Raw genomic sequence first — 12,835 nt, 5'->3', positions numbered from 1 at the left:
GATCAAAACCCCACCGGCGAGCGTGCGTGCCAGTCGGTCGCTTGCTGGAAGGTGTGTGCTGCGTGCAGCAGCTGCGCTTCCTGGAAATAGTTGCCGATGAGCTGCAGGCCCACGGGCATCGACGCTTCGCCAAAACCTGCGGGCAGGCTCATGCCGGGCAGGCCGGCCAGGCTCGCGGGCAGCGTGAAGATGTCAGCCAGGTAGTTGGCCACCGGGTCGTCGCTCTTGTCGCCGAGCTTCCACGCCACCGTGGGCGCCACCGGACCGGCGATCACGTCGCACTGGGTGAAGCAGGCTTGGAAGTCGTCGGCGATCATGCGGCGCAGCTTCTGCGCCTGCAGGTAGTAGGCGTCGTAGTAGCCGTGCGAGAGCACGTAGGTGCCGATCATGATCCGGCGCTTCACCTCGGGGCCGAAGCCTTCGGCGCGGGTCTTCTTGTACATGTCGAGCAGGTCGGTGTACTGCTTGGCGCGATGGCCGAAGCGCACGCCGTCGAAGCGAGACAGGTTCGACGATGCTTCGGCCGGCGCGATGATGTAGTACACCGGGATCGACAACTCGGTGCGCGGCAGGCTCACGTCGACCAGTGTCGCGCCGAGCTTCTCGAACTCGGCGAGTGCCGCTCGCACGGCACCATTCACGTCGGCTGCGAGCGCTGCCGGGAAGAACTCGCCGGGCAGGCCGATGCGCAAGCCCTTCAAGGGCTGCGCTGCTGTGGCGCCCTCGCGCGGCTTGTTCAGCGAAGCGGCGAAATCGGGCGTGGGCTCGTTGGAACTGGTGGCATCGCGTTCGTCGAAGCCGCTCATCGTGTTGAGCAGCAGCGCGCAGTCTTCAGCGCTTCGAGCGAGCGGGCCGGCCTGGTCAAGGCTCGAGGCAAAGGCGATCATGCCGTAGCGCGAGCAGCGGCCATAGGTGGGTTTGATGCCGGTGATGCCGGTGAAGCTCGCGGGCTGGCGGATCGAGCCACCGGTGTCGGTGCCAGTGGCGGCGGGCACCAGACGGGCTGCCACTGCTGCGGCCGAGCCGCCGGAGGAGCCGCCCGGCACGCGGCTCGCGTCCCAAGGATTCTTCACGGGCTTGAATGCCGAGTTCTCGTTGCTCGACCCCATGGCGAACTCATCGCAGTTGAGCTTGCCAAGCGTGACGAGCCCAGCTTGCGAGAGCTTGTTCACTACCGTGGCGTCGAAGGGGCTGCGGTAGTCGGCCAGCATCTTCGAGCCCGCCGTGGTGGGCAGGGCCTGGGTGACGAAGATGTCCTTGTGCGCCAGCGGTACGCCGAGCAGGGCACCGCGCTCGCCAGCGGCACGGCGTTGATCGGCTGCTTGCGCTTGCTGCAGCGCTGCCGATTCATCGACGCAGAGGAACGCGCCGAGATGTTCGTGAACGGCAACGCGTGCGAGCAGATGTTTCGTCAATTCGACGCTGGAGACGGCCTTGTCGCTCAGTGCGCGGCCCATGTCGGCCGCGCTCAGTTGCTGTAGGTCCTTCATTCGATGACCTTGGGAACGAGGAACAGGCCGTCTTCCACTGCGGGCGCGCTGCGTTGGTTGAGTTCGCGCTGGTTGGTCTCGGTGGGAACGTCGTCGCGCAGGCGCAATTCAACGTTCTGCACCGCAGACAGCGGTGTGTAGAGCGGCTCGACACCGCTGGTGTCGACCGCGCTCATGCGCTCGACGATGGAGAAAAAGCCGTTCAGCTGTTGCAGCATGGCCGCCTGTTCCGGGGCCTGCAATTCGAGGCGGGCGAGGTGGGCGATGCGGCCGACGTCTTGGGGTGTCAGGGCCATAGGAAATGCAGTCCAGGAAGGGTGTCCGAGGGGTCGGAAACCAAGGGTGATGCAGTATTATCCCCGGTTATCCACAAGCCTCTTGATGGCCATAAAACCCAGGGTATGCCATGGGTTTGCAGTAATTTTCAAGCAGCTTGGACGACATTGCGCCCACGCGCTCGACTTTGACAGAGCGTGCGAGCAAGAAGCCCAGCCACTCACACCGGAATCACATCGCCCCGCCTGCCCCGCGCTTTCACACGCGCCCTGCATGCTCGCCGATCTGCCTAACAAAACATGTTCGCATCCCTGCGCCGCTACTTCTCCACCGACCTCGCTATCGACCTGGGCACCGCCAACACGCTGATCTATGTGCGTGGCAAGGGCATCGTGCTCGACGAACCCTCGGTCGTCGCCATCCGCCACGAAGGCGGCCCCAACGGCAAGAAAACCATCCAGGCGGTCGGTGCCGAGGCCAAGGCCATGCTGGGCAAGGTGCCTGGCAACATCGAAGCCATCCGCCCGATGAAAGACGGCGTGATCGCGGACTTCACGGTGACTGAGCAGATGCTCAAGCAGTTCATCAAGATGGTCCACGACTCGAAGATGTTCCGCCCGAGCCCGCGCATCATCATCTGCGTGCCCTGCGGCTCGACCCAGGTCGAACGCCGGGCCATCCGCGAATCGGCGTTGGGTGCCGGTGCGAGCGAGGTCTACCTGATCGAGGAACCGATGGCCGCGGCGATTGGCGCCGGCCTGCCAGTCAGCGAGGCCAGCGGCTCGATGGTGGTTGACATCGGCGGCGGCACCACCGAGGTCGGCGTGATCTCGCTGGGCGGCATGGTTTACAAAGGCAGTGTGCGCGTCGGCGGCGACAAGTTCGACGAAGCCATCATCAACTACATCCGCCGCAACTACGGCATGCTGATCGGTGAGCCCACGGCCGAAGCGATCAAGAAAAACATCGGCTCTGCCTTCCCGGGCTCCGAGGTCAAAGAGATGGAAGTGAAGGGCCGCAACCTGAGCGAAGGCGTGCCGCGCAGCTTCACCATCAGCAGCAACGAAATTCTGGAAGCGCTGACCGACCCGCTCAATCAGATCGTCTCCAGCGTGAAGAACGCGCTCGAACAAACGCCTCCCGAGCTGGGTGCCGACATCGCCGAGCGCGGCATGATGCTCACCGGGGGTGGCGCCTTGCTGCGTGACCTCGATCGCCTGCTGGCCGAAGAAACCGGGTTGCCGGTGCTGGTGGCCGAAGATCCTCTGACCTGCGTGGTCCGAGGTTGCGGCATGGCGCTCGAGCGCATGGAACGGCTCGGCTCGATCTTTACCTCCGAGTGAATGTGAACCACATCACAGAGCCGGCACGTTGCCAACGTGGCCGGCTTTTTCGCTTCAAACGCAGCGCCAATTCCTGAGTCACAACGGCCATGCCCCTGGGGACCCTCGATCGAAGTCCGCCGCCCTTCTTCCGACAGGGCCCGTCGGCGCTGACTCGGCTGATGTTCTTCGCGGCGCTGGCGCTGTTCATGATGGTGGCCGATACGCGCTTCAAGGTGACACAACCGCTCCGCGCCGTGGTGGCCACCGTGCTGAACCCGGTCGAGCGCGTGTTGCGCGCACCGGTCGACGTGTGGGACACCTCGTCCGACTACCTCATGGGGTTGCAGCACGCCCTGGCCTCCGAGGGCCGGGCCCGCCGTGAACTCGCGCAACAGGCGGAGCGCGCTGCCCGCGTCGAGCAGCTTCTGCAGGAGAACACGCGCCTGCGCGCCCTGCTCGACTTGCGCAGCGCGCTCAAGGTGCGCTCGCAGACCGCTGAGGTCTTGTACGACGCGCCCGATCCCTATTCACGCAAGGTCATCATCGACCGCGGCAACCGCGATGGGCTGGTCGTTTCGTCGCCGGTGATCAACGAGGTCGGCGTGCTGGGGCAAGTCACGCGCGTGTTTCCCTACAGCGCCGAGGTCACGCTGCTCACCGACAAGGAGGCGGCCATTCCCGTGCTCAACAGCCGCACTCAGGCACGCAGTGCGGCCTTCGGCAACTCACTCGGGGCCGGGCTCGAATTGCGCTTCATGGCCGGCAATGCCGACGTGCAGGTCGGTGATGTGCTATCCACTTCGGGTGTCGACGGCATCTACCCCGCCGGTGTGCCGGTGGCCAAGGTGACCAGCGTGGACCGCCGCGTCGACACCGGCTTCGCCCGCATCGCGCTCACGCCACTGGCCGAGCCCGACAGCGTGCGCCATGTGCTGGTGCTCGAGCCGGTAGGCATCCAGATGCCGGCGCGGCCCGACCCGGTGCCAGAACCCACCAAACCCGTGAAGAAGGCGGGGCGCAAATGATTCAGCATAGTTCGGAAGGGTTCGCCTCATGATGCCGCGCGGCTCCGACCAGCTCCTGCTGCCGGTGAACCCGCTGTTCATGTGGTTCACGCTGCTGCTGGCCTTTGCCTTCAACCTCGTGCCGCTGGGCCGCACCGCCTACCTGCCCGACCTGATGGCGTTGGTGCTCGTGTTCTGGAACGTGCACCAGCCGCGCCGCGTCGGGCTGGGCGCCGCCTTCGTGTTCGGCCTGATGATGGACGTGCACGACAGCGCAGTGCTCGGGCAGCACGCGCTGGCCTACACGTTGCTGAGCTTCTTCGCGATCACCATTCACCGCCGCCTGCTGTGGTTCGGCGTGCTGTCGCAGGCGCTGCAGATCCTGCCGCTGTTCGTGGCGGCCCACGCCGTGTCGATGGTGGTCCGCATGCTGGTCGGTGGCATGCTGCCCAGCTGGCAACTGATGTTCGCGCCGGTGATCGAGAGCCTGCTGTGGCCGGTGGTGTCGCTGCTGTTGCTGGCGCCGCAGCGCCGCCCACCGGACGCGGACAAGAACCGCCCGCTGTGACAGAGTTGCCGACATGACCGAGCTGCGCAACGTCGAACAGGAGCTGGGGAAGTTTCGCACCCGGCTGTTCGCTGCTGCGGCCTTTGTATTGATCGCTTTCGGCCTGCTGACCGCGCGGTTGCTGGTGCTGCAGGTGTCTCGCCATGACGAGCTGTCGACGCAGGCCGAGAACAACCGCATTGCCGTCGTTCCCATCGTGCCCAACCGCGGGCTGATCGTCGACCGCAACGGCGTGGTGCTGGCCAACAACTACTCGGCCTACACGCTGGAGATCATGCCGTCGAAGGTGGACGATCTCGACGCGACGATCACCTCGCTCGAATCCATCGTCGACGTGACCCCGCGTGACCGCAAGCGCTTCAAGCGGCTGATGGAAGAAAGCAAGAGCTTCGAGTCGCTGCCGATCCGCACCAAGCTCACCGACGAAGAAGTGGCGCGTTTTACCGCGCAGCGCTTCCGCTTTCCGGGCGTCGACATCAAGGCGCGGCTGTTTCGCAACTACCCACTCGGTGACGTGGGCAGCCACCTGATCGGCTACATCGGCCGCATCAACGAGGCCGAGAAAGAGAAGATCGACGACTCCGAAGACGAGGCCAACTATCGCGGCACCGAGTACATCGGCAAGCTGGGCGTCGAGCAAAGCTACGAGTCGAGCCTGCATGGTGCCACCGGTTTCGAAGAAGTGGAAACCAGCGCTGGTGGGCGTGCGGTGCGGCGCCTCAAGAGCAACCCCGCGACACCGGGCAACACGCTGATCTTGTCGATCGACATCCGCCTGCAAGCCCTGGTCGAAGAGCTGTTCGGCGACCGCCGCGGCGCGCTGGTGGCCATCGACCCGCGCAGCGGCGAGGTGCTGGCCTTCGTCAGCAAGCCTAATTTCGACCCCAACCTCTTCGTCGACGGCATCGATTCGGAGAACTGGAAGGCGCTCAACGAGTCCGACGACAAGCCGCTGCTCAACCGGGCGCTGCGCGGCAGCTACCCGCCAGGCTCCACCTACAAGCCCTTCATGGCGATGGCCGCACTGGCGCTCGGCAAACGCACACCGCAGCAGGGGATCAGCGACCCGGGCTTCTTCCAGTTCGGCAACCACCGCTTCCGCGACGACAAGGAAGGCGGGCATGGCTACGTCGACATGTACAAGTCGATCGTGCAGTCGTGCGACACCTACTACTACATCCTCGCGAACGACCTGGGTGTCGATGCCATCCACGACTTCATGGCGCCGCTGGGTCTCGGGCAGTTGACCGGTATCGACATGCAGGGTGAACTGCGCGGCACGCTGCCGTCGACCGAGTGGAAGCGCAAGTCGTACAAGCGGCCCGAGGCGCAGAAGTGGTATGCCGGCGAAACCATCTCGCTGGGCATCGGCCAGGGCTACAACGCGTTCACGATGCTGCAGCTCGCGCAGGCCGAAGCGACCATTGCCGCCGGCGGCAAGCGCTTCAGGCCGCACCTCGTGAAGGCGATCGAGAACGTCGAGACCCGCGCACAGCGCAAGCTCTCCGGGGACGCGCTCGAGACCCTACCGTGGAAGCCCGAACACGTCGAGACCATCCACCAGGCCTTGTATGGCGTGACGCAAGAGGGCACGTCGGCGCGCTCGTTCCTGAGTGCGCCCTACAAGTCCGGCGGCAAGACCGGCACGGCCCAGGTCATTCAGATCAAGCAGAACGAAAAGTACGACGCCGCCAAGATCGACGAGCGGCATCGCGACCACGCGCTGTACACCGCGTTCGCGCCGCTCGACGAGCCGCGCATCGCGCTGGCGCTGGTGGTCGAGAACGCTGGCTTCGGTGCCGGCGCCGCCGCACCCATTGCACGCCGCGTGTTCGACTACGTGCTGCAGGGCATGTATCCGAGCGAAGAAGACATCACCGCGACACGTGCCGGCCAGTCGACCGCGCCGATCGGTGCGCCTCGCCCGGCCGCTTCGGTGCCGCTGCCGGGGGCGTCGGTCAACGGCGTCGCTGCTGCGGCCGCGGCGTCTGCGCCAGCCTCGTCGCCGAACTTGGTGGCGCGCGTGCCATGAATCATTCGGCTTCGCTGCGGAGCGGGCCGAGCGCCGGGCCGCTCCCAAGCCGGCCCGGTTCCCTTGGGGGATCGGCCGCAGTACCCTGTGGCCGAGGGGCCGTCATAACCCATGAGCATCGTTTTTGAAAAGCCATCGTTCTGGCAGCGTCTGAAGCCCGTCTTCACCGGCTTCGACATTCCGCTCGCGCTCGTGGTGGTGATGCTGGGCGGAATGGGGCTGGTTACTATGTACTCGGCCGGCTACGACAACGGCACGCGCTTCGTCGACCACGGCCGCAACATGATCCTGGCGGTCGGCATCATGTTCGTCGTGGCGCAGATCCCGCCGCAGAAGCTGATGCGCCTGGCCGTGCCCCTGTATGCGCTGGGGGTGGCCTTGCTGGTCGCGGTGGCGCTGTTCGGCATCACCAAAAAGGGCGCCACGCGCTGGCTCAACGTGGGCGTGGTGATCCAGCCGAGTGAGGTGCTCAAGATTGCGATGCCGCTGATGCTGGCTTGGTGGTTCCAACGCCGCGAAGGGCAGCTTCGCGTGCTCGATTTCCTGGGCGCGCTGCTGCTGCTGTGCGTGCCCGTGGGCTTGATCGTCAAGCAGCCGGACCTCGGTACCGCCATCCTCGTGTTGTCGGCTGGCCTGTACGTGATCTTCTTCGCGGGCCTGTCGTGGAAGTTGATCCTGCCGGTGCTGGTGGTGGGCGCAGCGGCCATTACTGCCATCGTGCTGACCGAAGACCGCATCTGCCAGCCGGAGGTGGTGTGGCCGATGTTGCGCGACTATCAGAAGAACCGCGTCTGCACCCTGCTCGACCCAACCACCGACCCGCTGGGCAAGGGCTTCCACATCATCCAGGGCATGATCGCCATCGGCTCCGGCGGGGTCTCGGGCAAGGGCTTCATGAAAGGCACGCAGACCCACCTCGAGTTCATCCCCGAGCGCACGACCGACTTCATCTTCGCGGCCTTCTCCGAAGAGTTCGGCCTCATGGGTTGCGCGCTTCTGATGATCGGCTTCATCTTCCTGATCTTCCGCGGCTTGATGATCGCGGCCGACGCGCCGACGCTGTTCTCGCGCTTGTTGGCCGGCTCCATCACCCTCAGCTTCTTCACTTACGCCTTCGTCAACATGGGCATGGTCAGCGGCATCCTGCCGGTGGTGGGCGTGCCCTTGCCGTTCATCAGCTACGGCGGCACTGCGATGGTCACGCTCGGGCTCGGGCTGGGCATTTTGATGTCGATCTCCAAGAGCCGCCGCTACATGCAGCGCTAAGCCGCGATTCATGCACATACACGTCCACGAGTCCGAGTGCCGAACGAGGGGCTCATATGAGCCGGTGGGTGAGCAGGCCACGGCGCTCTTTGCGCGCGCTTGCGAGAACGGGCTCGCAACATGGGACGACGCGCGCGTTTTCGAGTTGATGCGCAAGCGCTGAGTCGCGTCAGCGTCAGTCGGCAGTCGGAACTGCCGAGGCTGGGTCAGGCGGGGAATCGGGCGCGGCTGCGGGCGGGGACAGCTGGGCCAAGGCAGCCGGAAAGCGCACCGTGAAGCGGACGCCCGGCCCGAAGGCCACGCCGCCATGCTCGACGAGTTGGCCCGGACGCAGGCGCAGATTGGCATCTTCGAGGGCGATCTCGGCACGGTGCTGTTGCGCAATTTCGCGCACGATGGCCAAGCCCAGGCCGGAGCCGTCGACGTTGGTCCCCAACGCCCGGTAGAACGGCAGGAAGACCTTGTCGCGCTCGGCCGCCGGGATGCCGGGGCCGGAGTCTTCCACCTGTAGCACCACCACTTGGCCGAACGGGTCGTCGACCACGCGCACGGTGACCGTGCCGCCTTCGGGTGTGTACTGCAGCGCGTTGTCGACCAGGTTGCGCACGAGCTCGCGCAGCAGCACCGGCTGGCCATGCACCATCAGCCCTTGTGGGTGGCGCGTTCCGGTGTTCGGGCCTTCGTAGCCGAGGTCGATGCGTTTTTCCAGCGCGCGAGGCACGAAGTCGCGCACGGCTTCGGTGGCGACGCGGGCCAGGTTGACGTCCTGGTGGTTTTGCGCCTGCGAAGCGTCGTCGGCGCGTGCCATCGACAGCAACTGGTTCACCATGCGCGTGGCGCGCTGGCTGGCGCGAGCGATCTGCTGCAGCGATTTCTTCAGCGCCTGCGGGTCGCGCTGGCCGGCATCGATCTCGCGCTGTGCCAGCTCCGCCTGCATGCGCAGGCCGGCCAGCGGCGTCTTGAGTTGGTGGGCGGCGTCGGCCAAAAAATGCTTCTGGTTGCCGATGCTGCGGTCCAGCCGCATCAGCAAGTCATTGATGGCGCGCACCAGCGGCGAGACTTCTTCGGGCACTTCACGCTCATCGATCGGGCTCAGGTCGTGGCTCTCCCGGCGGCGGATGCGCTGCTGCAATTCATTCAGCGGCTTGATGCCGCGCACCAGTGCCAGCCACACCAGCAGCACCGCCAGCGGCAGGATGACGAACTGCGGCAGCATCACGCCCTTGATGATCTCGGTGGCCAAGCGTGAGCGTTTGCCCAGCGTTTCGGCCACCTGCACCAGAGCGGGCGGGCTGCTGGCCGACGCGCCTGGCGCGTTGACCCACACGTACGCCACGCGCACCGGCTCGCTGCCGAGTTCGTCGTCGCGAAAGCGCAGCTGGGCCTGGCCGCTGCCGTCATCGGCCGCGGGGACAGGCAGGCCGCGCTCGCCGCTCAGAAACTCGCCGCGCAGCCCCAGCACCTGGTAGTACAGCGTGTCGGATTCATCGGTGCGCAGCAGTTCAGCGGTGCTGCGTGTCAGTGCGAACGTGGCGCGCGGCGTGCCGTCTGTCTGCGCCTGCACGTTGACCTGCTGCGATAGCAAGCGTGCCATTTCGCCGAGCTGGCGATCGAAGGGCTTGTTGGCAATGCCCTGCGCCACCAGCCAGGTGAGCACCACGCTCATTGGCCACAGCAGCAGCAGCGGCGCGAGCATCCAGTCCAGGATTTCGCCAAACAGGGAGCGTTGCTCGCGACGGGTCATGGGACCCCCCAGTCGCTTCGCTCCTGCCCCCAAGGGGCGCCGACCCTACGCCCGGGAGACCCGTGCGTGAGTCGTGGCTTGATGGAGCATGTCGCTTTGCTCATGCATCGGCGCGACGATGTGCGAGATCGATCACCCAGGTATCTTCTCCAGGCAGTAGCCTAGACCGCGGACCGTCGCGATGCGCACAGGGCCCTGCTCGATCTTCTTGCGCAGGCGGTGGATGTAGACCTCGATCGCGTTGTTGCTGACTTCTTCACCCCATTCGCACAGTCGCTCGACGAGATGATCCTTGCTGACCAGGCGGCCGGCGCGCTGGAGCAGGGCTTCGAGCAGACTCAGTTCGCGAGCAGACAGCTCGATCATCTGGTCGTTGATGTAGGCCACGCGGCCGGTGGCATCGAAGGTCAGCGGGCCGTGCTTGATGATGCTCGACGCGGTGCCCAGGCCACGCCGGGTCAGTGCTCGCACGCGGGCTTCGAGCTCCTGCAGCGAGAAGGGTTTGGCCATGTAGTCGTCGGCGCCGAGGTCGAGGCCCTTGACGCGCTGCTCCACGCTGTCGGCCGCGGTGAGGATGAGCACCGGCACCGTGGCGCCACGTGCGCGCAGCTTGCGCAGCACCTCGAGCCCGTGCAGCTTGGGCAGGCCCAGGTCGAGGATGAGGAGATCGAACTCGTGCGAGCCGAGGGCCGCATCGGCCTCCGTGCCACTCGCGACGGCGTCCACGGCATAGCCGGAGTTGCGCAGTGTGCGCAGCAGTCCGTCGGCCAGGACCTGATCGTCTTCGGCAATCAGTATCCGCATGGCTGTCTCCTGGTTGCCCGCGCTGGTCGGCGTGCGGGATGAGTTGATTCTATTGAAGCGCCATTGCCGTCGGTGAGGATCAGGCGGCCGACCAGGCGCCCGCATACGCTTCAAGTCCCAGGGCCACCACGGTCGCCACATCGGCGCCGACCTCCGCGCGAAACTCCTGCTCGGCCTGGGCGACGGCCAACTCGAACGCCGCCAGCCACGACAGTCCAACCGTTGTGAAGCGCACCACGCGCGCTCGCCGATCGCGGTCATCCGGTACGCGCATCACCAAGCCCCAGGCTTCGCACTGATCCACGAGATCGCCCATCGCCTGCTTGCTCATGCCAGCGCGGGTGGCCAGATCGGTGAGGCGCGAACCTTCCAGCGCGAGGTGGCGCGTGATGTGGATGTGGGCGGCGCTCACCTGTTCGCGCGCCGCCAGGTTCGACAACGCAAGCGGGACCTCGACGTTGCGCGCCATCAGGGCGAGCACGCGCTCGTCGAAGCGGCGCACGGCGTGGCCGAGCAAGCGCCCGAGATGGGTCTGGCGCCAGGCGTCGGTGGCAGGCGGTTGGGTCATGGTCAGATCGTAAGGCAAACTGACAAAAAAACAGGTTTACTTCGCCGCACCAAGCTCGCAGAATGCTGTTCATTCATCCAGCCTGTTGTTAGAAACAGCTGCTTATCGATCTTCAACTCATTGATTCACAAGGGGATTTTCATGGACGCACCCGTCAAGGCACTGAACACCGAAAAGGCCAAGGCCTTACAAGCCGCGCTGGCCCAGATCGAAAAGCAATTCGGCAAGGGCTCGATCATGAAGCTCGGCGAGGGTGAGGTGATCGAGGACATCGAGGTCGTTTCCACCGGTTCGCTGGGCCTGGACATCGCGCTCGGCGTTGGCGGCCTGCCGCGGGGTCGGGTGATCGAAATCTACGGTCCGGAATCGTCGGGCAAGACCACGCTCACGCTGCAGGTCATCGCTGAAATGCAGAAGCTGGCCGGTACCTGCGCCTTCATCGATGCCGAGCACGCGCTCGATACGGCCTACGCGCAGAAGCTGGGCGTCAACCTGCAAGAGCTGCTGATCAGCCAGCCGGACACCGGTGAGCAGGCGCTCGAGATCGTCGACGCGCTGGTGCGCTCCGGCTCGGTCGATCTGGTGGTCATCGACTCGGTGGCCGCACTCACGCCCAAGGCCGAAATCGAAGGCGAGATGGGTGATTCGCTGCCCGGCCTGCAGGCCCGCCTGATGAGCCAGGCGCTGCGCAAGCTCACCGGCACCATCAAGAAGACCAACACCATGGTCATCTTCATCAACCAGATCCGCATGAAGATCGGCGTGATGTTCGGTTCGCCCGAAACCACCACCGGCGGCAATGCGCTGAAGTTTTACGCCTCGGTGCGGCTCGACATTCGCCGCATCGGCTCCATCAAGAAGGGCGAAGAAGTCATCGGCAACGAGACCAAGGTCAAGGTTGTGAAGAACAAGGTGTCGCCTCCGTTCAAGACGGCCGAGTTCGACATCCTCTACGGTCAGGGCATCAGCCGCGAAGGCGAGATCATCGACATGGGCGTTGAAGCCAAGGTGTTGGAGAAGTCGGGTTCCTGGTTTGCCTACAAGGGCGAAAAGATCGGCCAGGGCAAGGACAACGCCCGTGAGTTCCTGAAAGAGAACCCCGAGCTGTCGGTGGAGATCGAGAACAAGGTGCGCGACGCCATGGGCATCCCGCTGCTGCCGGCGGGTGAAGCCGTCGAGGCTGCGCCTGCCAAGAAGGGCAAGGCCGCCAAGGAACCGGTGCCGCAGGAGTAAGTCTGCGCATGAAGCCGCGGCTGTCGCTGAAGGGGCGCGGGCTGCAGATCCTTTCCCAGCGCGAGCACAGTCGCAGCGAACTGCAGCGCAAGCTGATGGTTCACGCCCGCGCGGCGGAAGCGGAAGACGGGTCCGAGTCGGCGCCCCCGGCCGTCGAACAGGTGGAGGCGGTGCTCGACTGGCTGCAGGCCAACCGCTACCTCAGCGAGGAGCGGTTCGTCGAAAGTCGCGTTCACGCCCGGGCGTCGCGCTTCGGCAACCTGCGCATTCGCCGGGAGTTGGCCCAGCATGGCGTGGCACTCACAGCCGACGCGGCGCAGCAGCTCAAAGACAGCGAGGCGGCCCGCGCCCGCGAGGTCTGGTCGCGCAAGTTCGGCCAAGTGGCGGCAGACGCCGCCGAACGTGCCCGCCAAGTCAGGTTTCTGGCTGGGCGTGGCTTCTCCAGTGAGGTGATTCGACGGGTCGTGCAAGGAGCAAGCGACGACTGAGCGGGAGCCTGCAAGCGCACGCCCATCCCAAATTGCT

General features: G+C 65.4%; 12 protein-coding genes. 7 read left to right on the top strand and 5 right to left on the bottom strand.

The annotated features are described in order from the left end of the window. Nucleotides 1–2: 2 nt before the first annotated feature. Complete coding sequence (gene gatA, locus AC1DYS_RS02795; RefSeq protein WP_477895825.1) at nucleotides 3–1,490, bottom strand: Asp-tRNA(Asn)/Glu-tRNA(Gln) amidotransferase subunit GatA; 1,488 nt, start codon at nucleotides 1,488–1,490, stop codon at nucleotides 3–5. Then, nucleotides 1,487–1,786 carry an Asp-tRNA(Asn)/Glu-tRNA(Gln) amidotransferase subunit GatC gene (gene gatC / locus AC1DYS_RS02790; RefSeq protein ID WP_047486499.1) on the bottom strand — a complete coding sequence of 100 codons (300 nt, stop codon included), beginning with the start codon at nucleotides 1,784–1,786 and terminating at the stop codon, nucleotides 1,487–1,489. The genes gatA and gatC overlap by 4 nt, the downstream gene beginning before the upstream one ends. A 279-nt stretch (nucleotides 1,787–2,065) precedes the next feature. On the opposite strand from gatC, the gene AC1DYS_RS02785 reads away from it, so the two are divergent. From AC1DYS_RS02785 to rodA, 5 genes are all read left to right on the top strand, one after another. Continuing rightward, the gene (locus AC1DYS_RS02785; RefSeq protein WP_047486496.1) at nucleotides 2,066–3,109 is read left to right on the top strand and encodes a rod shape-determining protein; all 1,044 of its coding nucleotides are present in this window, start codon (nucleotides 2,066–2,068) and stop codon (nucleotides 3,107–3,109) included. 89 nt (nucleotides 3,110–3,198) lie between these two features. Continuing rightward, entirely contained in the window at nucleotides 3,199–4,116 is a 918-nt protein-coding gene (gene mreC, locus AC1DYS_RS02780) for a rod shape-determining protein MreC (protein ID WP_477895822.1), read from the top strand. Between the two features lie 28 nt (nucleotides 4,117–4,144). Then, nucleotides 4,145–4,663 (top strand): rod shape-determining protein MreD, encoded by a 519-nt coding sequence (gene mreD, locus AC1DYS_RS02775; protein ID WP_047486492.1) that lies wholly within the window; start codon nucleotides 4,145–4,147, stop codon nucleotides 4,661–4,663. Between the two features lie 13 nt (nucleotides 4,664–4,676). Then, a complete protein-coding gene (gene mrdA / locus AC1DYS_RS02770) occupies nucleotides 4,677–6,695 on the top strand; it encodes a penicillin-binding protein 2 (RefSeq protein WP_477895820.1) in 2,019 nt (672 codons plus the stop codon). Between the two features lie 111 nt (nucleotides 6,696–6,806). Then, a complete protein-coding gene (gene rodA, locus AC1DYS_RS02765) occupies nucleotides 6,807–7,961 on the top strand; it encodes a rod shape-determining protein RodA (RefSeq protein WP_477895818.1) in 1,155 nt (384 codons plus the stop codon). Nucleotides 7,962–8,136: 175 nt separating this feature from the next. Here the strand turns inward: rodA and AC1DYS_RS02760 are convergent, their stop codons facing one another. From AC1DYS_RS02760 to AC1DYS_RS02750, 3 genes are all read right to left on the bottom strand, one after another. After that, complete coding sequence (locus tag AC1DYS_RS02760; protein WP_477895816.1) at nucleotides 8,137–9,705, bottom strand: sensor histidine kinase; 1,569 nt, start codon at nucleotides 9,703–9,705, stop codon at nucleotides 8,137–8,139. Between the two features lie 132 nt (nucleotides 9,706–9,837). Beyond that, complete coding sequence (locus tag AC1DYS_RS02755; protein WP_477895814.1) at nucleotides 9,838–10,509, bottom strand: response regulator; 672 nt, start codon at nucleotides 10,507–10,509, stop codon at nucleotides 9,838–9,840. Nucleotides 10,510–10,588: 79 nt separating this feature from the next. Then, the gene (locus AC1DYS_RS02750) at nucleotides 10,589–11,077 is read right to left on the bottom strand and encodes a MarR family transcriptional regulator (protein ID WP_477895812.1); all 489 of its coding nucleotides are present in this window, start codon (nucleotides 11,075–11,077) and stop codon (nucleotides 10,589–10,591) included. 141 nt (nucleotides 11,078–11,218) lie between these two features. Here AC1DYS_RS02750 and recA point away from each other — a divergent pair, with 141 nt between their 5' ends. Continuing rightward, nucleotides 11,219–12,310 (top strand): recombinase RecA, encoded by a 1,092-nt coding sequence (recA, locus tag AC1DYS_RS02745; protein ID WP_047486484.1) that lies wholly within the window; start codon nucleotides 11,219–11,221, stop codon nucleotides 12,308–12,310. Nucleotides 12,311–12,318: 8 nt separating this feature from the next. Further along, on the top strand, nucleotides 12,319–12,798 hold the full coding sequence (gene recX, locus AC1DYS_RS02740) for a recombination regulator RecX (protein ID WP_477895809.1): 480 nt from the start codon (nucleotides 12,319–12,321) through the stop codon (nucleotides 12,796–12,798). Nucleotides 12,799–12,835: the final 37 nt, after the last annotated feature.

The organism is Rhizobacter sp. P2_G4, assembly GCF_056403575.1.
The sequence above is the reverse complement of the archived record's forward strand: the minus strand, read 5'-3'. Positions and strand labels throughout refer to the sequence as shown.

What these genes read in the sequence shown, in the direction of transcription:
- recX (WP_477895809.1), top strand. Translation starts at nt 12,319, where the DNA reads ATGAAGCCGCGGCTGTCGCTGAAGGGGCGCGGGCTGCAGATCCTTTCC.
- rodA (WP_477895818.1), top strand. Translation starts at nt 6,807, where the DNA reads ATGAGCATCGTTTTTGAAAAGCCATCGTTCTGGCAGCGTCTGAAGCCC.
- AC1DYS_RS02760 (WP_477895816.1), bottom strand. Translation starts at nt 9,705, where the DNA reads ATGACCCGTCGCGAGCAACGCTCCCTGTTTGGCGAAATCCTGGACTGG.
- AC1DYS_RS02785 (WP_047486496.1), top strand. Translation starts at nt 2,066, where the DNA reads ATGTTCGCATCCCTGCGCCGCTACTTCTCCACCGACCTCGCTATCGAC.
- mrdA (WP_477895820.1), top strand. Translation starts at nt 4,677, where the DNA reads ATGACCGAGCTGCGCAACGTCGAACAGGAGCTGGGGAAGTTTCGCACC.
- AC1DYS_RS02750 (WP_477895812.1), bottom strand. Translation starts at nt 11,077, where the DNA reads ATGACCCAACCGCCTGCCACCGACGCCTGGCGCCAGACCCATCTCGGG.
- mreD (WP_047486492.1), top strand. Translation starts at nt 4,145, where the DNA reads ATGATGCCGCGCGGCTCCGACCAGCTCCTGCTGCCGGTGAACCCGCTG.
- AC1DYS_RS02755 (WP_477895814.1), bottom strand. Translation starts at nt 10,509, where the DNA reads ATGCGGATACTGATTGCCGAAGACGATCAGGTCCTGGCCGACGGACTG.
- recA (WP_047486484.1), top strand. Translation starts at nt 11,219, where the DNA reads ATGGACGCACCCGTCAAGGCACTGAACACCGAAAAGGCCAAGGCCTTA.
- gatC (WP_047486499.1), bottom strand. Translation starts at nt 1,786, where the DNA reads ATGGCCCTGACACCCCAAGACGTCGGCCGCATCGCCCACCTCGCCCGC.
- mreC (WP_477895822.1), top strand. Translation starts at nt 3,199, where the DNA reads ATGCCCCTGGGGACCCTCGATCGAAGTCCGCCGCCCTTCTTCCGACAG.
- gatA (WP_477895825.1), bottom strand. Translation starts at nt 1,490, where the DNA reads ATGAAGGACCTACAGCAACTGAGCGCGGCCGACATGGGCCGCGCACTG.